Annotated in this window: 16 protein-coding genes; 8 read left to right on the plus strand and 8 right to left on the minus strand. The window is 72.4% G+C overall.

Annotation, left to right across the window (positions count from 1 at the left end; genetic code table 11):
- Positions 1–11: 11 nt before the first annotated feature.
- On the minus strand, positions 12–1,175 hold the full coding sequence (xylA, locus tag ACZ4S3_RS01665) for a xylose isomerase (RefSeq protein ID WP_467924459.1): 1,164 nt from the start codon (positions 1,173–1,175) through the stop codon (positions 12–14).
- 128 nt (positions 1,176–1,303) lie between these two features.
- On the opposite strand from xylA, the gene xylB reads away from it, so the two are divergent.
- The 6 genes from xylB to ACZ4S3_RS01695 all read left to right on the plus strand — a co-directional run bounded on the left by xylB (position 1,304) and on the right by ACZ4S3_RS01695 (position 9,416).
- On the plus strand, positions 1,304–2,734 hold the full coding sequence (gene xylB, locus ACZ4S3_RS01670; RefSeq protein ID WP_467924461.1) for a xylulokinase: 1,431 nt from the start codon (positions 1,304–1,306) through the stop codon (positions 2,732–2,734).
- Between the two features lie 59 nt (positions 2,735–2,793).
- On the plus strand, positions 2,794–4,077 hold the full coding sequence (locus ACZ4S3_RS01675) for an ROK family protein (protein ID WP_467924463.1): 1,284 nt from the start codon (positions 2,794–2,796) through the stop codon (positions 4,075–4,077).
- Between the two features lie 119 nt (positions 4,078–4,196).
- A complete protein-coding gene (locus ACZ4S3_RS01680; RefSeq protein WP_467924465.1) occupies positions 4,197–5,657 on the plus strand; it encodes a family 2B encapsulin nanocompartment shell protein in 1,461 nt (486 codons plus the stop codon).
- Between the two features lie 82 nt (positions 5,658–5,739).
- On the plus strand, positions 5,740–7,155 hold the full coding sequence (locus ACZ4S3_RS01685) for a family 2B encapsulin nanocompartment shell protein (protein ID WP_467924467.1): 1,416 nt from the start codon (positions 5,740–5,742) through the stop codon (positions 7,153–7,155).
- 246 nt (positions 7,156–7,401) lie between these two features.
- Positions 7,402–8,058 carry an N-acetylmuramoyl-L-alanine amidase gene (locus ACZ4S3_RS01690; RefSeq protein WP_467924469.1) on the plus strand — a complete coding sequence of 219 codons (657 nt, stop codon included), beginning with the start codon at positions 7,402–7,404 and terminating at the stop codon, positions 8,056–8,058.
- Positions 8,059–8,195: 137 nt separating this feature from the next.
- Positions 8,196–9,416, plus strand: coding sequence for a phosphodiester glycosidase family protein (locus tag ACZ4S3_RS01695; protein WP_467925205.1), 1,221 nt, complete (start codon positions 8,196–8,198; stop codon positions 9,414–9,416).
- A 50-nt stretch (positions 9,417–9,466) separates the two neighbouring features.
- Here the strand turns inward: ACZ4S3_RS01695 and ACZ4S3_RS01700 are convergent, their stop codons facing one another.
- Complete coding sequence (locus ACZ4S3_RS01700) at positions 9,467–10,648, minus strand: MFS transporter (protein ID WP_467924471.1); 1,182 nt, start codon at positions 10,646–10,648, stop codon at positions 9,467–9,469.
- On the minus strand, positions 10,645–10,839 hold the full coding sequence (locus tag ACZ4S3_RS01705; RefSeq protein WP_361321389.1) for a hypothetical protein: 195 nt from the start codon (positions 10,837–10,839) through the stop codon (positions 10,645–10,647). Before ACZ4S3_RS01705 ends, ACZ4S3_RS01700 begins: the two co-directional genes overlap by 4 nt.
- Positions 10,840–11,086: 247 nt before the next feature.
- Here ACZ4S3_RS01705 and ACZ4S3_RS01710 point away from each other — a divergent pair, with 247 nt between their 5' ends.
- Positions 11,087–11,644 (plus strand): Ig-like domain-containing protein, encoded by a 558-nt coding sequence (locus ACZ4S3_RS01710; protein WP_467924473.1) that lies wholly within the window; start codon positions 11,087–11,089, stop codon positions 11,642–11,644.
- A gap of 9 nt (positions 11,645–11,653) precedes the next feature.
- On the plus strand, positions 11,654–14,968 hold the full coding sequence (gene lysX, locus ACZ4S3_RS01715; RefSeq protein ID WP_467924474.1) for a bifunctional lysylphosphatidylglycerol synthetase/lysine--tRNA ligase LysX: 3,315 nt from the start codon (positions 11,654–11,656) through the stop codon (positions 14,966–14,968).
- 9 nt (positions 14,969–14,977) lie between these two features.
- Here the strand turns inward: lysX and ACZ4S3_RS01720 are convergent, their stop codons facing one another.
- Genes ACZ4S3_RS01720 through ACZ4S3_RS01740 form a run of 5 tightly spaced genes read right to left on the minus strand, consistent with a single transcriptional unit; the run spans position 14,978 to position 21,008 of the window.
- On the minus strand, positions 14,978–16,006 hold the full coding sequence (locus ACZ4S3_RS01720) for a TolB-like translocation protein (RefSeq protein ID WP_467924475.1): 1,029 nt from the start codon (positions 16,004–16,006) through the stop codon (positions 14,978–14,980).
- Positions 16,003–17,268: an MFS transporter gene (locus ACZ4S3_RS01725; RefSeq protein ID WP_467924476.1), complete on the minus strand. Its 1,266-nt coding sequence runs from the start codon at positions 17,266–17,268 to the stop codon at positions 16,003–16,005. The genes ACZ4S3_RS01720 and ACZ4S3_RS01725 overlap by 4 nt, the downstream gene beginning before the upstream one ends.
- 22 nt (positions 17,269–17,290) lie before the next feature.
- Complete coding sequence (locus ACZ4S3_RS01730; RefSeq protein WP_467924477.1) at positions 17,291–18,199, minus strand: alkaline phosphatase family protein; 909 nt, start codon at positions 18,197–18,199, stop codon at positions 17,291–17,293.
- Positions 18,196–19,143, minus strand: coding sequence for a galactokinase (locus ACZ4S3_RS01735; protein ID WP_467924479.1), 948 nt, complete (start codon positions 19,141–19,143; stop codon positions 18,196–18,198). The genes ACZ4S3_RS01730 and ACZ4S3_RS01735 overlap by 4 nt, the downstream gene beginning before the upstream one ends.
- Positions 19,140–21,008: a class I SAM-dependent methyltransferase gene (locus tag ACZ4S3_RS01740; RefSeq protein WP_467924480.1), complete on the minus strand. Its 1,869-nt coding sequence runs from the start codon at positions 21,006–21,008 to the stop codon at positions 19,140–19,142. Before ACZ4S3_RS01740 ends, ACZ4S3_RS01735 begins: the two co-directional genes overlap by 4 nt.
- Between the last annotated feature and the right edge of the window lies 1 nt (position 21,009).

Genomic DNA, 21,009 nt, shown 5'->3' on the forward strand with positions numbered 1-21,009 from the left:
GCTGTGTGCGCTCAGGCGGCGCCCAGAAGGTGGTCGAGGGCCAGCTGGTCCAGATGCTCGAAGCCCATTCCGCGCGCGGCCGCCGCCTCGGCGTCGAAGGACTCGTAGGCGGTGCGGTCCGCCAGCAGCCCGGCCAGACCGTCCTGCGCGGTGGGCCGGGCCAGCTGGTCCAGGCGCGCGGCGTGCAGCGCGTCCCGTACGGCGGGGTCGGCGCGGAAGGCCGCCGCGCGCTCCTTGAGGATCAGGTAGTTGCGCATACAGCCCGCCGCCGAGGACCAGACGCCGTCCAGGTCCTCGGTGCGCGGCGGCTTGAAGTCGAAGTGCCGCGGCCCCTCGTAGCCGGCCGTCTCCAGCAGGTCGACCAGCCAGAACGCGGAGCGCAGATCCCCCGCGCCGAACCGCAGGTCCTGGTCGTACTTGATCCCGCTCTGGCCGTTGAGGTCGATGTGGAAGAGCTTGCCGGCCCACAGCGCCTGGGCGATGCCGTGCGGGAAGTTGAGCCCGGCCATCTGCTCGTGCCCGACCTCCGGGTTGACGCCGTAGAGCTCGGGACGCTCCAGCCGCTCGATGAAGGCCAGGGCGTGGCCCACGGTGGGCAGCAGGATGTCGCCGCGTGGCTCGTTGGGCTTGGGTTCGATGGCGAACCGCAGGTCGTAGCCCTGCTCGACGACGTACTGGCCAAGCAGGTCGAACGCTTCCTTCATCCGGTCCAGCGCGGCGCGTACGTCCTTGGCGGCGCCGGACTCCGCGCCCTCGCGCCCGCCCCACGCCACGTAGGTACGGGCGCCCAGCTCGGCGGCGAGGTCGAGGTTGCGGAGCGTCTTGCGCAGGGCGTAGCGGCGGACATCGCGGTCGTTGGCGGTGAAGGCGCCGTCCTTGAAGACGGGGTGGGTGAAGAGGTTGGTCGTGGCCATGGGGACGACCATGCCGGTGGCGTCCAGGGCCTGCCGGAAGCGTTTGACGGCCGCTTCCCGCGCGATGTCGCCGGAGCCGAACGGGATCAGGTCGTCGTCGTGGAAGGTGACGCCGTACGCGCCCAGCCCGGCGAGCCGGTGGACCGATTCGACGGGGTCCAGCGCGCGGCGGGTGGCGTCCCCGAAGGGGTCTCGGCCCTGCCAGCCGACCGTCCACAGGCCGAAACTGAACTTGTCCTCGGGCACGGCCTGATAGTTCATCGCGACTCCCTCGGTCATTTCGTCAACGGGCCTTACAAATTCTGCCGCGGCCAAACTAATATGCGGCAGCACGCCGGGGAACCCCCTGGCAGCCAGGCCGCACACCGAGCCGCTGAGGAGAATGCACGATGGGCGCACAGGCAGCCGGACCGCTCGTCGTCGGGGTGGACAGCTCCACCCAGTCCACCAAGACGCTGGTCGTGGACGCCGCGACCGGCGCGGTCGTCGCCCGGGGGCATGCGCCGCACACCGTCAGCGGCGGCGACGGCAAGGAGACCGACCCGCGGCAGTGGTGGCGGGCGCTGGGCGAGGCGCTGCGGCAGTGCGGCGACGCGGCGCGGCAGGCCTCCGCGGTGTCCGTCGGCGGCCAGCAGCACGGCCTGGTGGCGCTGGACGCGGCCGGAGAGCCCGTGCGCCCGGCGATGCTGTGGAACGACGTGCGGCCCGCGCACCAAAGCGAGCGGCTGATCGAGGAGTTGGGCGGCGCGAAGGCCTGGGCGGACCGGGTCGGGAGCGTGCCGGGGCCGGCGTTCACGGTCGCCAAATGGGCCTGGTTGCGGGCGAACGAGCCCGAGGCGGCGGCCGCCACGGCCGCGGTGCGGCTGCCGCACGACTACCTCAATCAGCGGCTGACCGGCCAGGGCGTCACCGACCGCGGTGACGCCTCGGGGACGGGCTGGTGGGCGGCGGCCACCGAGTCGTACGACGCGCAGATCCTGGACCATGTCGGCCTGCCCGTCGACGCACTGCCGCGGGTCGCCTCGCCGGGCGAAGCCGCCGGGACGGTCCACGCCGACGATCTGCCACTGCCGCACGGCGCGTTGGTGGCGGCCGGCACCGGGGACAACATGGCGGCGGCGCTCGGCCTGGGCCTGCGCCCCGGACAGCCGGTGCTGAGCCTGGGCACCTCCGGGACGGTCTACGCCGTCTCCACGCACCGGCCCGCCGACCCGAGCGGCACCGTCGCGGGCTTCGCCGACGCCCGCGGCGACTGGCTGCCGCTCGCCTGCACCCTGAACTGCACGCTCGCCGTGGACCGGATCGCGGCGCTGCTGGGCCGGGACCGCGAGGCCGTCGAGCCAGGTGGCAGCGCGGTGGTGCTGCCCTTCCTGGACGGCGAGCGGACCCCGAACCTGCCGGCCGCCTCGGGCCTGCTGCACGGGCTACGGCATGACACCACGGCGGGCCAGGTGCTCCAAGCGGCGTACGACGGCGCGGTGTTCACCCTGCTGCAGGCCCTGGACCAGGTGCTGGACGCGGATGCCGCGCCCGATACCCCCCTGCTGCTGATCGGCGGCGGCGCAAAGGGCCTGGCCTGGCGGGAGACCGTACGGCGCCTGTCCGGCCGCCCGGTGGTGGTACCCGAGGCCCAGGAACTCGTGGCCCTCGGCGCGGCGGCCCAGGCGGCCGGGCTCCTGCTGGGCGAGGACCCGGCGGCGGTGGCCCGGCGGTGGGGTACGGCCCGCGGCGCGTCGTACGAGGCGCGGGAACGGGACGAGGCGGCCCGGGAGCGGCTGGCGGCGACGCTGGCGGGCGGGCAGGCGCTGCTCCGCGGATAAGGCCGCAGGCCGCGGCGGCGGTCTCCGCTCCCCCACCCACACCATCCCAAGGACGCCCCATGCCCACCCCCGACACCCAGCAAGCGCTGCGCCGCCGCAACCTGTCCCGGGTGCTGCGGGCAGTGGCCGCCGCAGGGACGATGTCCCGGGCAGGGGTTGCGGCGCGGATCGGGCTGACGCGGGCGGGGGTTGCGCCGCTGGTGGAGGAGTTGTTGCGGGCCGGGCTGCTGGTCGAGGCCGGGCGGGCGGCGCCCAGCGGGCGGGGGCGGCCGGGGAGCGAGCTGGCGGTCAGCGACCGGGGCCCGGCGGGGATCGGGGCCGAGATAGGCATCGACCATCTGGCCGTATGCGCGGTGGATCTGCGCGGCCGGGTCCGGGCCCGGGTGGCGACGGACGCGGCGAACCGGCACAGCGCACCCGGGCCCGTGCTCCGGCGGCTGTCCGCGCTGCTGGCGGAGGTGGCGGCCCGGATCGCCGCCGAGGGGCTGCGGCCCGCCGGGCTGACGGTGGCGGTCCCCGGGCTGGTGGCCCGCGGCTCGACGACCGTGGTGCACGCCCCCAACCTCGGCTGGCGGGCGGCGGATCTCGCCCCGGGACTGGCCACCGCGCTCACCGTCGGCCCGGAGGACGCCACGGCCTGCGACGCCCCCCTTCCGCTCACCGTCGACAACGAGGCCAACCTCGGCGCGCTGGCCGAACTCCAACTGGGCGCCGGCGCCGACGGGATCGCGCCGCCGACGGACTTTGTCCATGTCTCGGCGGAGATCGGGATCGGCGCCGCGGTCGTCGTGGACGGTCAACTCCTTCGTGGCGCACGGGGTTTCGCGGGCGAGCTGGGACATGTCCCGGTGTATCCGGACGGGCATCCGTGCGACTGCGGGGGCCGGGGCTGCCTGGAGCAGTACGCGGGGGAACGGGCCGTACTGCGCGGGGGCGGGCTCACACCGGAACAGGCCGCCGCGCATCCGGGCCCCGGCGCCCGTATCGCACTGCTCGCGCGCCGGGCCGCCGACGGGGACGAGGCCACCACCAGAGCGCTGCACGAGGCGGGAACCGCGCTGGGCATCGCGCTCGCCGGGACGGTGAATCTGCTCGACCCCCGGGCGGTGATCCTCGGCGGCGCGCTGGCGCGGCTCGCGCCCTGGATCGTGCCCTCGCTGGAGCGGGAGTTGCGGCTGCGGACGGCCGTCGCCCCGGCCCCCGCGTGGCCCGACGGATGTCCGGTGACGGTGTCCCGGCTGGGTGCCGACGGTCCGCTGCTCGGGGCGGCGTATGACGCATTGCGGGCCGTCCTCGACGATCCGGTCCACACCGGTACCCCGGCACACTCTCCCCATTACTGAACCGGCTAAACCTTTCCATGGAAGAGGTTTTCCATGCCACCCATTCGAGCGATTGTGCTGATTTAATCAGCACCACTATCTTCGGTGCGGTGAGCCGCTGACGAGCCGAACTCCCCTGAATGGGGAGGGCGTTCCAGCTGTGTCGCACCCTTCAAGAGATAGGCGGAGTTGTGACGATTGCCGACGAGACGCTCATCGAAGGCACCGAGGATTCCTCGCATTCGAGTCTGAGTACCACCGCGGCCCGGAATTTGGCGACCACCACCAAAACCGCTCCGCAAATGCAGGGAATCACTTCCCGGTGGCTGCTGCGGCTGCTGCCCTGGGTGCAGGTCTCCGGTGGTACGTATCGCGTCAACCGCCGGCTGTCGCACACCGTCGGCGACGGGCGTATCGATTTCGACATTTCCGGCACCGATGTCGCGATCATTCCCGAGGAGCTGCGCGAGCTGCCCGCCCTGCGGGACTTCACCGACACCGAGGTGCTGGCCGCGCTGGGGGAACGATTCACCCAGCGGGAATACGCACCAGGGGAGCTGATCGCCGAGGCCGGCGGGCCCAGGGACCGGCTGGTGCTGATCGCACACGGCCGGGTGGACCGCATCGGCACCGGCAAGTACGGGGAGGCGACCGTGCTGGCCGCGCTGGCCGGCGGCGATCACCTCGGCGACGCACCGCTCACCACCGACGAGGCGGCCTGGGAGTTCAGCTATCGCGCGGTGACGCGCGTCACGGTCATGACGCTGCCCCGGCAGGCCGCGCTGGAGATCATCGACCGCTCACCCGAGCTGCGCGAGCATCTCGCGACGGCCGGGCAGGGGCCCGTACAGCCGACGAACTCCAGCGGGGAATCGGCGGTCTCCGTCGCCTCCGGTCACCACGGCGAACCGTCGCTGCCCAGCGCCTTCGTCGACTACGACCTGGCGCCGCGGGAGTACGAACTCAGCGTCGCGCAGACGGTGCTGCGCACCCACACCCGGGTCGGCGACCTCTACAACGACCCGATGAACCAGGTCGAGGAACAGCTCAAGCTGACCATCCAGGCGCTGCGTGAGCGTCAGGAAAACGAAATGATCAACAACCCCGCGTTCGGGCTGCTGCACAACGCCGACCTCAAGCAGCGCATCCGCACCCGCAGCGGCCCGCCCACCCCCGACGACCTCGATGAACTGCTCGCGACGGTCTGGAAGGACCCGGGCTTTCTGCTCGCGCACCCCAAGGCGATCGCCGCGATCGGCCGGGAGGCCAGCGCCCGTGGGCTGTATCCGACGGCGGTGGACTACATGGGGCATTCGCTGCCGTCGTGGCGCGGGGTGCCGATCTTCCCGTGCAACAAGATCCCGGTGACGAAGGAGGGAACGAGTTCGGTTCTGCTGCTGCGTACCGGCGAGGAACAGCAGGGCGTCGTCGGCCTGCATCGCAGTGGAATTCCCGACGAATACGAGCCGAGCCTCTCGGTGCGCTTCATGGGAATCGATGACCGGGCCGTCATCAACTATCTGGTCAGTGCCTACTATTCGGCGGCCATTCTCGTTCCGGACGCGCTGGGCGTCCTCGAGGACGTGGAAATCGGTCATTGAATGACCGGACGTTGAATGGCCAGAACTCCCCCTCAGCGCTTCGCAGTACCCACCGCACCGACAGAACAGGTGAGCTTTCTCCATGACCACATCCGTGGACCCGACCTCCGGCCCGCAGGCGTCCGGCAGCGAGCAGAACCGTTCCAGCCTGGACACCGCGGCCGCGCGCAAGCTGGCGACCACGACCAAGACCGTGCCGCAGATGCAGGGGATCTCCTCCCGCTGGCTGCTGCGCGTCCTGCCGTGGACGCAGGTCTCGGGCGGCACGTACCGCGTCAACCGCCGCCTTACCCACACGCTCGGCGACGGCCGGGTGGAGTTCATCACGACCGGCGCCGAAATCCGGGTGATTCCGGTCGAGTTGCGGGAGATGGCGCCGCTGCGCGGCTACACGGACACCGCGACGCTGGAGGCGCTCGCCGACCGGTTCGCCCAGCAGGAGTTCGCACCCGGCGATGTGCTTGCCCAGGAGGACCAGGCGGCGGACCGGATCATCCTGATCGCACACGGCAGGCTGGACCGCCTCGGCACCGGCAAGTACGGCGACGAAACGGTGCTGGGGACGCTGGCCGGCGGCGACCACCTGGGCGATGCGGCGCTGCTGGGATCGGACGCGACATGGCAGCACACCGTACGGGCGGTGACCCGGGTGACCGCCCTGACGCTGTCGCGCGCCGACTACGAGGAGGTGCTGGGACGGTCGGCGTCGCTGCGCGAGCATGTCGAGAACTTCCGGGCCGCGCTGGTGCCGGCGCAGAACAAGCACGGTGAGGCGGCCATCGAGGTTGCGGCGGGCCATGTCGGCGAGCCGTCCCTGCCCGGCACGTTCGCCGACTACGACCAGACGCCACGGGAGTACGAGCTCAGCGTCGCGCAGACCGTTCTGAAGATCCACTCACGGGTCGCGGACCTCTACAACGACCCGATGAACCAGCTGGACCAGCAGCTGCGGCTGACCGTGGAGGCGCTGCGCGAGCGCCAGGAACACGAAATGATCAACAACCGCGATTTCGGGCTGCTGCACAACGCCGATCTCAAGCAGCGCATTCACCCCCGCAACGGCCGGCCCACCCCCGACGATCTGGACGAGCTGATCTCGCGGCGCCGTAAGACCCAGTTCCTGCTGGCGCATCCGCGCACCATCGCAGCCATCGGGCGTGAGTGGAACGCGCGGGGGATCTATCCCACCGGGGCGGAGGTGGAGGGCACCGCGGTCCGTGCCTGGCGAGGCATTCCGCTGCTGCCGTGCAACAAGATTCCGGTGAACCCGGACCAGACCAGCTCGATTCTCGCGCTGCGGGTCGGCGAGGAGAACCAGGGCGTGGTCGGGCTGCACCAGACCGGCATTCCGGACGAGTACCAGCCGGGGCTGTCGGTGCGCTTCATGGGCATCAATGAGCAGGCGGTCATCAAGTACCTGGTCAGCGCGTACTACTCGGCGGCGGTGCTGGTGCCGGATGCGCTGGGCATCCTGGAGGACGTGGAGATCGGTCACTGAGCAAGGCGGCGGTCTCCGTCACCCGGGTAGTCGGCTGCCCTGTCGCTCCGCCAGGAGTGGGGGCGCGGCACCCGGGTGACGGCCGTTCAGATGATATTGAGCTAATCCTGACCCGCGGGGTTCCGTCACTGGTAAAGCCCATTGACGGAACGGCCATTCCCTTGGCAGGGCGTGAGCTGTTGCGCATCATGAGCACATCGCATGTGCATGACATGTCCGCGACCTCGGTCCTTGTCAGGAGTTCACATGGAGTCAGCCCCCCACTCCCCGGCCCGCAGGCGGCTGCTCACCGGTGCCGCCGCGATCGCCACGGCGGCAGCCCTCGGACCGCTGACCGCGGCCGCCGCACGCGCGACCCCGCTCCCCGACGGCCCGACCGACTCCGCTGAACCGGCCGGCCCCACCGGGACCGACGGCTATCCCCCCATCCACTGGATGCCGGCCGACGCCGCCAACTTCACCGCCGCCGACCGGCCGACCCAGTACGCGGTCGACCTGGTCGTCGTGCATGTGACGCAGGAGACGTTCGACGACACCATCGATCTCTTCCAGGACCCGGCCCACAAAGCGGCCGCGCACTATGTCGTCCGGTCCGCCGACGGCTATGTCGCCCAGTGCGTACTCGAGAAGGATGTCGCCTGGCACGCCGGGAACTGGGACTACAACACCCGCGCGATCGGCATCGAGCACGAGGGCTGGATCGACGACCCGAAGTGGTTCACGGACGCGCTGTACGCGCAGTCGGCCCTGCTGACCGCCGCGGTCTGCGACCGCTATCGGATCCCCAAGGACCGCGAACACATCATCGGCCATGTCGAGGTCCCCGGGACCGATCACACCGACCCGGGGCAGTACTGGGACTGGGCGCACTATATGCAGCTGGTCACCGAGGCGGGCCGCTGACCGGCGGCCTGGGGCGACATGACGGCCGTACAGCGGGTGTGCAGATTCCGGACATCTGCGGGCCACGGTGCGCGTCTTCGGCACCTGGGACAGTTGGCGCCACGTCAGGGGGGCTCGTGAAGCAGCGATTCGGTCGGATGCGCGTCGTACTGACGGTGCTGGTCGCCTGGGCCGCACTGGCCGGTGGAGGGGTGGCCGGCGGGGTGCGGGCGGCCGCCGCGGGCGATGCCCCGCGCCAGTCGGCCGTCGTGCCGGTGGCGCCCGGTGTGGAGTACGGAGAGTTCTGGACGCCGGTGCCGCGTGGCACCGCGCACGGCCATCTGCTGACGATCGATCTGGACGATCCGCGGGTGACGGTGGATCTGCTGTACCCGGGGGCGGTGGGGGCGCGGTCGCCGGTCTCCCAACTGGCCGCCGCTCGGGGCGCGGTGGGGGCCGTCAACGGCGATTTCTTCAATATCTCCGAGGGCCAGCACCCTGGCGTGGAGCCGACGGGATCCTCGGTCGGGCCGGCGATCTCGTCCGGGCGGCGGCTGAAGGCCGCGGTGCCGGACGGGCAGCGGTTCGGGCCGGTCATGTCGCCCGGCGCGACTACCGAGGACGTCATCGGCATCGGCTACGACCACCGGGCGCGGCTGGACCGGCTGACGCTGCGCGGCACGGTATGGACCGCCGACGGGCCGCTGCCGCTGCGCGGACTCAATCAGTACGCGCTCCCGGTGGACGGTATCGGCGCGTACACCGAGCTGTGGGGTCCGGTCTCCCGGGTGCGCGCCACCTGCGGTACGGACACCGAACGCGCCGCCCCGTGCAGTGCGGAGACCGCGGAGGTGACGGTCCGGCACGGCCGGGTGGCGGAGCTGGCCGAGCGGCCGGGCGCGGGCGGGGTCGCCGAGGGGGATGTGGTGCTGTTGGGACGGGAGGAAGGGGCGCGGCAGCTGCGCAAGCTGCATCTGGGCGATCCGGTGCAGATCAGCCACCGCCTGATCGGCCGGGGGCCCGTTCCGCTGCGGTTCGCGGTCGGCGGCTTCCCGATCGTGCGCGACGCGCAGCCGGTGGACGGTCTCGACTCCGGTGCGGCGACGGTGCGTACCGCGGCGGGAACCGGGGGCGGCGGCCGGGTGCTGTATCTGATGTCGCTGGACGGGACGCGCGGGGAGGCCGGCATGACGGTGCGGGAGCTGGGCGAGCTGATGAGCCGGCTGGGGTCGCAGGATGCGGTCAATCTCGACGGCGGCGGGTCCTCGACGCTGGTCACCCGCGATCCGTTCGGCCGGGATGTGACGGTACGGAATCATCCGTCGGGCGGGGCGGAGCGGCCGGTGCCGAATGCGATCGGGGTCTTTTCGTTCGGGTGACGGGCTTCGGGCGAGGGGCTTCGCTGAAGGGCTTCGGGTGAGCGGGCGGGTCAGGCCTCCTGGGCGCGGCCGGCGCCCGCGGTGCGCATCCGGCCGACGGCGTAGGCGCAGCCGGCCAGGGCCAGATCGGCGAGCAGCATGAAGCCGATGGAGTAGGAGCCCTTGCTGCGGTAGACCGCCCCCATGACGAGCGGGGGCACGAAGCCGCCGAGGCCGCCCACCGCGCCGACGACGCCGCTGACGCTGCCGACCCGGGCCTGCGGGGTGACCCGGGAGACCAGGGCGAAGACCGCACCGCCGACCGCGCCGAGGCCCGCCGCCATGATCAGGAAGACGAGGGTGCCGGCCGGGTCCAGCACCGGGTCGAAGGCCTGGACGATGGCGGACAGGGCGACCGCACCGAGCGCGGCGGCGGCGACGACGGCCGGGTGCACACGGTCCGAGCACCAGCCGCCGATGGGCCGGAAGACCACGCCGACCAGCACGAACCCGGCCGCCTTGGTGCCCGCGTCGGCGGCGTCGAGGTGGTACCAGGTCTGCAGATAGGTGGGCAGATAGACGCCGAGTGCGAGGATTCCGCCGAAGCCGATCGCGTACAGCGCGGCAAGCTCCCAGGTGACCCGGCGCCGGCCGGCCTTGCCCAGCCGGCTGGCGAGCGAGGTCTGCGGGACGGCCCGGTCCGGGTGGTCGGTGATCAGGAGTGCGGCGAGCAGGGCGAATCCCGCGAGCGCGATGGCGACGACGAGGTAGGGGAGGTTCTCGTCGTATGCGTGGATGCGCGGGGTGAGATAGTCCGAGAGCGCCACGCCGCCCATGCCCATGCCGAAGATGCCCAGGGCCAGCCCGCGTTGGGCGGGCGGGAACCAGCCGTTGACGAGGGGGATGCCGATGGCGAAGGTGGTGCCGCCCAGGCCGAGGAAGAAGCCGACGGCGAGCAGCGCGCCGTAGGAGGTCTTGACGGGGATGAGCAGCAGCACCGGCGCGATGGTGAGCGCGGAGACCAGGGGGAACATCACCCGGGCGCCATAGCGGTCGGTGAGCGCACCGACCGGCACCCGGCCCAGCGAGCCGACCAGTACCGGCACCGCCACCAGCACCGCGACCTCGAAGTCGGTCAGGTGGAGACTGACCTTGAAGGCGTGGCCGAGCGGGGAGATCAGGCTCCACGCCCAGAAGGTGATGGTGAAGCCGAGGGTGGCGAGGATGAGGTTCCGGTAGGCCGCTACTGTCACGGACGCACGCTGCTCACCACGTCGGCGGCGCCGGCGAGCCCTTGGTGGATGTCGGGTGCGAGGCTGCTGCTCGCCAGGTAGAAGCCGAGCAGTGCGCACACCAGGGCGTGCGAGAACTTGAGCTTTCCGCTGCGCAGAAAGATGACGGTCAAGATCACCAGCAGTAGCACGACCGAAATGGAAATTGCCATGGTGCACCTCCTCGACCGCCGCCCGAACGGACGGCAATGAGTGGCCAGTTTGGCGTATTTCGGGGTATGTCCGGTTCGCGGCCCGGTGCGCCAACCGGGTGATCACTGCACGTCACCGACCGGCCTCACCCTTCACCCCCCAGTGATGTGGCGCGCGTCACATCACTCCGCGCAACGGAGCATCGCGATCGAGCGTCTTAGCGGCCGACGTCCCCGTCGGACCCGCACCACCGAAGAAAGCCCGCTCATGAGCCATCCCCCCGCCCCCCGCCGCGCCCGGCCCCGCCGGTCGTCGCGCGGCGCGCTCGTACTGCTGTCGCTGATCGGTATCGGCGCGCTCAGCGGGTGCGGGGTAAGTACGGCGTCGGCGAGCGAGGGCGCTGCGGTGAAGGTGGGGCTGGGAGCGGCGAGCGGGTCACGGACGGTGCAGGCCGGAGACCAGCTCCGGGTGACCGCGAGCGGCGGTGTGCTGACCGAGGTGACGGTCACCGACCCCCGGGGCGAGCAGCTGGCCGGCGGGCTCGGGAGGGGCGACACGGTCTGGACCTCGCGTACGCGAACCGGCCCGGCCACCAAATACTCCGTCGTCGCCCGCACGAAGAACGTCCGAGGGGCGACCGGAGAGGTCAAGGAGTCGGTGACCACCGCCAAGACCGGCAGCCTCGGCATGCCGGAGGCGAGCCCCGGGCGGACAACTCCGGACGGGCCACCGGATCGTCCGTACGGGGGAAAGCCGACACGGCCGACGGACCGGAGACTGGATGGTCCCCCGGCCCCACAGCAGCAGACCCCTTTCCCAGCCTAATCTGACGGAATGAGCACCGTGCAGGACCAGGATCAACTTACGGCGTGGCGACGTTTTCGGCGCCGTGTGCCCAACGGCTTCGCCATCACCTTCAGCGTGCTGGGGCTCTTCTGCGCCCTGACAGCACTGATCGGGCCCTTGCGGCGCGGACTCCAGCCGGTGATCTACTGGCTGGACACGCTCACGATCCCGGTGACGCCGAACTTCGCCTATGCCGCGTTTCTTCTTCTGCTCGGCGCCGCGCTGGCCGCCCGTAAACGGGTGGCGCTGTGGTTCCTGGTCGCGTACATGGTGATGGTCACCCTGGGGGGTGCCCTGTTCGTCGCCGCGGGCTACTGGGAGTACGGCATCTCCGTCGTGCTGTGCGTCGGCGTGCTGGTGCTGCTGCTCGCCGCGCACCGCGAGTTCTACGCGATCACCCGGCGCGGGGCGTTCCTGCGGGCCATCGGCGTGCTGGCCGGCGGGCTGGTGGTGGCGGTGCTGATCGGGTGGGGCCTGGTCTCGCTGCTCCCCGGCACGCTGGCGTCCGGCGGCGGGAACCGGCTGCTGTGGACCGCCAACCGCGTCAGCGGCGAACTGGCATTCGGCCATCCCTTCACCGGACATCCGCCGCACTGGGTCGGCACGGTAGTGGGTCTGCTGGGCGCGCTGGCGCTGCTGAACGCCGCCGCCGCGCTGTTCCGTTCGCAGCGGATGGAGGCCGCGCTGCACGGCGACGAGGAGGCCCGTATCCGGGCGCTGCTCGCCCGCTACGGCAGCCAGGACTCGCTGGGCTACTTCGCCACCCGCCGCGACAAGGCCGTCGTCTTCTCCCCCAGCGGCAAGGCCGCCGTCACCTATCGCGTGGAGACCGGCGTCTGCCTGGCCAGTGGCGACCCGGTCGGCGACCGGGAAGCCTGGGGCCCGGCCATCGAGGCCTGGCTGGAGGTCGCCGGACGGTACGGCTGGCAGCCCGCCGTCATGGGCGCGAGCGAGGACGGCGCCAAGGCGTTCGCACGCGCCGGGCTGGGCGCGCTGCAGCTGGGCGACGAGGCGATCCTGCACGTCAAGGACTTCGACCTGGACGGCCGCGAGATGCGGGTGACCCGGCAGGCCGTCAACCGCGTCGAGCGCACCGGCGCCACCTTCCGGCTGCGCCGCCACTCCGCGCTCTCCGACGAGGAGATGCAGGAAGTCATCCACCGGGCGGACGCCTGGCGTGACACCGAGACCGAGCGCGGCTTCTCGATGGCGCTGGACCGGCTCGGCGACGGGGCGGACGGGGACTGTCTGCTGGCGGAGGCGTTCGACGGCGACGGCAAGATGATGGCGCTGCTGTCCTTCGTCCCCTGGGGCACGGACGGCATCTCGCTGGATGTGATGCGCCGCGACCGGGCCGCCCCCAACGGCGTCATGGAGTACATGGTCGCCCAGCTGTGCGCCCAGTCCGGGCAGCTCGGGGTGCGCCGGATCTCGCTGAACTTCGCGGTGTTCCGGTCGGCCTTCGAGGAGGGCGGCCGGATCGGCGCCGGGCCGGTGCTGAAGTTCTGGCGCAACCTGCTGCTGTTCTTCTCCAAGTGGTGGCAGCTGGAGGCCCTCTACCGTTCCAATGCCAAGTACAACCCCGAGTGGTACCCGCGGTTCCTGTGCTACGCCGATGCCGGTGCGCTGGCCCGGATCGGGCTCGCGTCCGGTATCGCCGAGGGCTTCGTGGCCGTACCGAGCCTGGGCAAGCTGTGGGGCAAGGGGCACAAGAAGCGGGTGCTGGCCCCGGCGAGCACCGCGGGTCTGCCGTCGCTGCACGAGCTCGGGCTGGTGCACACCCCGGCCACCGAGGAGGAGCAGCGCGAGCAGGAGCTGGCCGCGCTGCCCGAGCAGGTGCGGGTGCGCCACCGGAAGCTGGAGCGGCTGCGGGAGGCGGGCACGGATCCGTATCCGGTGGGGGTGCAGCGGACGCATACGCTCGGCGAGGTACGGGCCGAGCATCGCGACCTCGCACCGGGGAGCCGTACCGGCAAGTCGGTCAGCGTCGCCGGGCGGGTGCTGCTCACCCGTGACCACGGCGGGGTGCTCTTCGCGGTGCTGCGGGACTGGTCGGGCGATCTGCAGATCGCGCTGACCCGGGACGGCACCGGCGCGGAGCTGCTGGAGCGGTTCGGCGCGGACATCGACCTGGGTGACCATGTCGAGGCCGAGGGCGAGATCGGCGCGAGCGACCGCGGTGAGCTGACGGTGTTCGTGACGCAGTGGCGGCTGACCGCCAAGTGTCTGCGGCCGCTGCCCGACAAGCGGCGCGGGCTGTCCGACCCGGAGGCCAAGGTCCGTCAGCGGTATGTGGATCTGGTCGTCTCGCCGGATGCGCGGGAGACCGTACGGGCGCGCAGCACGGCCGTGCAGGCGCTGCGTCAGGGGCTGATCGACCGCGGCTATCTCGAGGTCGAGACGCCGATGCTGCAGCAGATCCACGGCGGCGCCAACGCCCGCCCGTTCCAGACCCACATCAACGCCTACGACCTGGACCTGTACCTGCGTATCGCGCCGGAGCTGTATCTCAAGCGGCTGTGCGTGGGCGGTATGGAGAAGGTCTTCGAGATGGGGCGGACGTTCCGTAACGAGGGCATCTCGTACAAGCACAACCCCGAGTTCACGATGCTGGAGGCGTACCAGGCGTTCGCCGACTACGACGTGATGCTCGACCTGACCCGGGAGCTGATCCAGGGCGCGGCGATCGCGGCGTTCGGCAGCGCCACCGCCCGTAAGGCGGATGCGAACGGCCGGCTGGTGGAGCACGACATCTCGGGGCTGTGGCCGGTCAAGACCGTCTACGGCGCGATCTCGGAGGCGCTCGGCGAGGAGGTCGACGCGGATACCGAGCCGGATGTGCTGCGGCGGCTGTGTCTGCGGGCCGCGGTGCCGGTGAAGCCGGAGATGGGGCGCGGTGACATCGTCCTGGAGATGTATGAGCGGCTGGTGGAGGAGAAGACCCAGCTCCCCACGTTCTACAAGGACTTCCCCACCGATGTCTCGCCGCTGACCCGTCAGCACCGCAAGGACCCGCGGCTCGCCGAGCGCTGGGACCTGGTCGCGTTCGGCACCGAACTGGGCACCGCCTACTCGGAGCTGACCGACCCGGTCGAGCAGCGGCGGCGGCTCACCGCCCAGTCGCTGCTGGCGGCCGGCGGTAACCCGGAGGCGATGGAGCTGGACGAGGACTTCCTGCAGGCCCTCGAGTACGCGATGCCGCCGACGGGCGGCCTGGGGATCGGCGTGGACCGGCTGGTGATGTTCCTGACCGGGCTGTCGATCCGCGAGACGCTGCCGTTCCCGCTGGTGCGGCGGCGCTGAGGCCGGCTCTCAGGGCCCGGTGACGGCGGGCGACACGGCGGAGGCCACCACCTTGCGGGGGTGGCCTTTGCCGTTGGCCGGCACCTCCCACAGGTCGGCGCCGTAGTCCCCGGGCAGGGCGTAGAGGAGGGTGCCGCGGTCCAGCCACAGGGCCTGGTCGTCGACGCTCGCCCGCTCGGCGAGCGGCGTCTCGCGCCCGCTGCGCAGATCCAGGACGTACAGCCGCCAGGGCGCGTCCGCCCCCTTGGGCCGTACCCGCTTCTTGAAGGCGATTCGGGTGCCGTCCGGGGAGAGGGAGGGGCACTCGACGTTCTCGTGGACGGCGGTCAGAGTGCGGCGGGTCAGATTGCCGCGGACCAGATAGGTGCGGCCCTGGGTGCCGAGGGTGGCGTAGAAGGTGGTGTCGTCGGCGGCGAAGGTCACGCCCCAGAAGTTGTGGTCGACGGCTTCGTGGCGGCGGCCGCCGACCAGGACGGTGAAGTCCTCCAGGTTGTCGTGGAGGGTGCCGGTGCGGGTGTCGTAGATCGCGGTACGGGTGGAGAAGGCACCGCCGGCGTACGAGTCGCCGCTGACGAAGACCGTCCAGGCGACGAGCCGGCCGCTGGGCGAGACCCTGGCGCGGGTGGGGATGCCGGGCGCCGGGAAGCGGCGTACGGGCTGCATGCGGGAGTTCAGGACCACGGCCTCGTGCTCGGGCACCACTCCCCCTTCGGACCGCAGGCAGATTCCGGTGCCGGCGGCGGCGTGGAAGCGCAGGCAGTCTCTGGGCGCGGCGGTACGGGCGGCGCCGGGGGCGGTCAGGGGGACGGCGGCGAGGTGGTCGCGCTGCGGCCCCCACGCCAGGTTGCGGAAGATCAGGCGGCCCGGCCGACGGAGGTCCAACTGTCCCTGTTTCACGCCGGGTTGGCCCGCCTGGCGGTGGTCGCGCTCGGCGGCCCGGCCGGCGGCGCGGCCGACGGCGACGACGGCGCCCACGACGAGCAGGACCGTGGCCACGAGGAGCACCAGGAGGCGGTGACGGGCGGGCGCCGGCGTCATGGCGTTGCCTTTCTGCGAGCGAGGATCGGGGCGCAGAGCGCGACGGCGGCGGCCAGGCAGCCGGCCGCCGCGGCCAGGGCGGTGGTGGGGCCGAGGGCGGTCCAGGCCGCGCCGAAGAGGACCGCGGCGGCGAAGCGGCCCACGGCCTGGCCGGTCTGCACCAGGGCGAGGCCGCTGGCCCGCAGGGCGGGTGGCAGCGGCGGAGCGGCGGCGGCCATCAGCACCCCGTCGGTGGCGGCGTAGAAGACTCCCAGGAGGACGAACAGGACGGCCATGGAAGGGAGTTGGGCGCCGGTCGGGGCGAGCAGCAGGAGGTAGGCGGCGAGCAGGGCCCCATGGCCGGCGAGGAAGACCCTCAGGCGTCCCACGCGGTCCGCGAGGCGGCCGATCGGGAGCGCCAGCAGCAGGAAGGCCGCCGCGGTGCCGACCGGCAGCAGCGGGAACCACCGGGCGTCGAGGTGGTGGCGCTGCTGGAGGACGAGGTAGAGGAAGGCGTCGCTGATGGTCGCGGCGCCCAGGAGGACGGCGGCGAGGGTCAGCCGGGGCACGCCGGGGGTACGGGCCAGGGTGCGCAGCGTTCGCGGTAGTCCCGGAAGGCGTGGCCTCGTACGGTGTTCGGCGGGGGCCAGGCGCGGTTCGCGGACGTAGAGGACGAGCAGCACAACCCCGAACGCCGCGGCGCAGAAGCTGACCTGGAAGACCGCGTCATAGCCGTCCTGGGCGACCCGGAGGACGCCGAAGGCGGCGAGCGGGCCGAGCAGGGCGCCGGCGGTGTCCAGGGTGCGGTGCACGCCGAAGGCGCGGCCCTGTTCCTCGGGGGTGGTGGACAGCGAGATCAGGGCGTCGCGCGGGGCGCTGCGCAGGCCCTTGCCGGTGCGGTCGGCGGCCAGGACGGCGCCGATCGCCCAGGGGGTGGTGACGGCGAGCAGGACGGGTTTGCAGACCGCGGAGAGGGCGTAGCCGGTGCCCGCGACGAGTTTGCGGCGCCGGGTGCGGTCCGCGGCGTACGAGCCGATGAGCCGGACCAGCGCGGTAACGCCCTGGTAGACGCCGTCGAGCAGGCCGTAGGCGAGCGGGGTCATGCCGAGGCCGGCGACCAGATACAGCGGCAGCACCGCGGAGACCATCTCCGAGGAGACATCCGTGACCATGCTGACCAGACCGAGGGCGACGACATTGCCGGCGACGGCGCGGCGGACGGAGGGCCGGTCGCGGGCGACGCCGGCCGAGGCGTCGGCGGCGCGGCTGGACGAGAGATACACGGACGTCTCCTCGGGCGAGGGGTCAGCGGCGGTTGGTGTCGAACACTCCGGTCACGGGGGTTGCCGTGGCGGCGTTGCCCGCGTGCCCGGTGCCGTACATGTCCTCGAAGGTCCGCAGCAGGCTGTAGTGGTTGTACGCGCCGGCGAGGTTGCCCTGTTTGACATGGGTGCCGTAGAAGACGGATGCGATCTGGTTGGAGCCGAGGTAGTTGTCCTCGTCCCACGTGAGCATCAGCAGGCTGTTGTTGGCCTTGGCCCACTGGGCGTAGGAGTCGAGGTTGTTCTTGATCCAGGTGTCGCCGCTGCCGACGGCGCAGTCGTGCATGTCGTTGCACAGGTCAGGGATGACGAACGACAGCGTCGGCAGCTTGCCGAAGTCGTCCTTGGGGAACTGCGCGAAGGTCTTGCCGGTGTTGACCGGGACGTTGTTGAAGGCGAACCAGGGGTTGTGCTTCTGCGCGTACTTGCCGCTGGAGCAGGCCGTGGAACCCTCGTTGGGCAGACCCTCGTTGTAGCTGCCGAAGGTCTTGCCGGCGGCGATCAGCTCCTGGCCGAGGTTGGGGGCGTTCATCGACTGGACGGCGTAGCAGCCGTCGCCGGTGATGCCCTGGGTGGCGCCGGAGAAGAGGTTGAAGTAGTTCGGCTGGCTGGGGTGGGTGAGCGCCTTCATGCCGGTCAGGCTTGCGCCGCCCTGGGCGAGTTGGTTGATGTAGGGCGCCTTGGAGCTGCCGATGATCTCGTTGTACTGCTTGTTCTCGAAGACGACGATGACGACGTGGTCATAGGCCGGCACCGCGGCCTTCGGGCCGTGCGGCCCGGTGCCCTGGACGTGGGTGCCGTGGGCCTGGGCGGTGGTGGCCGTGACGATCAGGCCGAGCGCGCCGAGGGTCGCGGCGAGCGCCCTGCGCAGTGGGATCGTTGCGGGTTTCATCGGTCCTCATTCCTTGTCGGTCCGGCGGGATGGTCCGGTCGGTCGGCGCGGTGGGCCGCGTCGGCGGCGGCGATCCGCAGCAGGCGGGGTACGGGCAGGTCGCGGTGGGCGAAGGCCTCGGCCACCGCGGTACGGATCGCCGCCCGCCGGTCCCGGGGCGCCAGCAGCAGCACGCTGCGGCCGGGGCGCCGGCCGGGCCACCAGGCGCACCAGGCGCCGGCGCGGCGGGCTTCGCGGATGGCGAGGGCGGTGGCGGTGGGTTCGTCGCTGCCGCGGACCGTGAGAAGCAGCAGGCACGGTGCGGGGGCGCCGTCGCGGGCGCGCAGCGGCCGGTGTGCGCTGCCGTCGGCCGCGAGCAGCTGCCCGGCGCGGGCGAACAGCACGGCTCGGCGCAGGGCGTCATCGCCGGGTACGGCGGCGCACAGGAGACGTGCCAGCTCTGCCCGGGTGGGCGGGTGGCCGCCCCGGTCGGCGTGGGTGTCCGCGACGGCCAGCGCGGCCGCGCACTCCAGGGGTTCGGCGACGGGCAGCCCCACGGCGTCGGGGAGCGCGGCGTTCAGCTGGAGATCGGCGCCGCCCCGGCCGATTCCGGCGGCGGCGAGGGCGCGCAGCGCGGCGTAGGGGCGGGCCGCCCAGCCGGGTGCGGGGGCGGCGGGTCCGGTGAGGGGGAGTTCGGCGCCGTCGGCCGGGTGGTTGAGGGAGCCGCAGCGCAGCATTCCGTCGGCGCGCGGGGCGACGGCCACGCCGACGTACCAGTTGGCCGCCGCGACCCGGTCGGTGCGTGGCGCGGTCCCCGGCGGGATGGCCCGCGCCGGGAGCGGGAAGGCGTACGGGGCGCGCCACACCGCCGCGGGGCGGCGGCCGTAGGTCGTCGCGAAGCCATGGGCGAGCAGCCGCAGCAGCGGGTCCGCCGTCGGGGTCTGGGCCAGGTCCACGGCGGTCACCCCGGATCCTTGCGGGCGAGCAGCCGGTAGGCGTTGCCGCCGCCGGTGGCGCGGGCCACCGCGGTGCGTACGGTGTCGAGGGCGATCGCGGCGCCGTAGCAGGGAAGTGCCAGGGCCTGTACGGCGCTTCGGGCGGCGCGGCGGGCCGGGGTGGCGGGGACGGTGGCCCAGGGCGCGGCCGGGTCGGGGGCGAGCCGGTTGGCGGTGAGGGCGACGGCACCGATGAAGTCGGCGTTGGTCTGGTGGGCCGCTCCGTGCTGTTCGACGAGGACGGTGAACCCCCGTTCGGCCAGGGCCTGTTTGAGGTTGCCGACGGGCATGAGGTGCTGGTGCTGGGGCTGGAACCAGGGCAGCCAGTGCGGGCCGAGCAGCCGGGCGATCCGGGCCTCGGGGTCGGGGAGTTCGATGAGCAGATGGCCGCCGGGGGCCAGGACCTTGCCGGCCGCGTCGAGCTCGGCGAACGGGTCCCGGGTGTGTTCGAGGTAGTGGTGCATGCTCACCGTGTCGTAGCGGCCGGCGAGCCGGTCGGCGAGGTCGGGGAACTGGCCCCGGTAGCCGGTGGCGATCCACCCCCGGCGCTCGGCCGCGTGCACGCTCTCGCCCATGTCCAGGCCGTCGAAGCGGGTGTCGGGCCATACGGTGCGCGCGGCGTTGCAGAAGTGTCCGCCGGCCGTACCGACGTCCAGCCAGGCCCTGGGGGTGGTGAAGGGCTTGAGCAGTTCGGCGCGGGCGCGGTAGGTGCCGTTCATCCGGCCCAGGACCAGGGCCGCGCCCTCGCCGCCGAGGCCGTCGTAGAAGTCGCGGTAGTAGAAGTCGAGTCCGTCCCGGGTGAGCCGGGGGTTCTGGAAGATGTGGCCGCAGTGGCGGCACTCTTCGAGGGTGAAGCGGCCGGGCTTGCCCTGGAGCAGGTCGGGCATGCGGACCCGGACGACGGGGTCGGGTGCCGCGCACCAGGGGCATTCCGGGCGGCGTGGTTCGAAGAAGTGGTCGGTGCCATGGGCGAGTTCGGCGGTGTATGCGGCCCGGCAGTCCGGTGCGTCGGCGGCGCCGGTCGGCTCGGCGGGCGGTGTGCGCAGGGTCCGTAGCGCGGCGGACAGGGAGCGCAGCGGGCGGGCCGCCGTGGCGCGGGAGAGGTCGGCGGGGTGCAGTCGGCGGGTGGTGGCGAGTACCGCGGCGGGCTGGAGCCAGTACAGGGCGGCCGCCGCTGCGCCCCAACGTGGCGCCGAAACAAGGCACTTGAGCAGCAGCGCGAGACCGGCGAGCTGGGCGGCGGACATCAGGCCCGGTGGCAGGCCGCGGGCGCTCAGCTCCTCGGCGCGCCGCGCGGCGTCGGGCGGCGGGGCCGTCAGGCCAGGGGCGATGGCCCAGCCGGTGGTGTCGGGGGCGTACTCCTTGAGGGTGGCGAGGAGGCGGAGGAGGCCGGCTACGGAACTCGGTGGCGGCGCGGCGTCGAGCCCGGCGCGCCGGTGGAGGTCGTCGGCGACCAGCAGGGCATGGCCCGCGCCGTGGCCCGGGGCGCAGCGGTCGGCGCCGTGGGCCGCGGGGTCGAGCAGCCGGAGCAGGCCGAGGGTGCTGTCGGTGTCGAGCCGCGGCGGGATGAGGTCGAGCAGGCACAGCCCTTCGCGCGCGGCGTGGGCGGCCGCGGCGCGCAGCGTCGCCTCGTCGACCGCGACGCCGGGCGCGGTGATCAGGTGCCAGCCGGTGAGCGGGGGTGGGGAGGCGGAGGTGTCGTTCGGTGCGGTGGGGTCGAGCACGGGCAGCGCGGCGAGCCTGCGGCGGGCGCGTACGGTGCCCGCGGCCAGGGCCGTCGCCGCGGCGGCGGCCGCCCATCGTGTCCGTGTTCCGGAGCGGTGCGCTCGTGTCATC

The sequence above is a fragment of the Streptomyces sp. NPDC028368 genome, assembly GCF_055565615.1.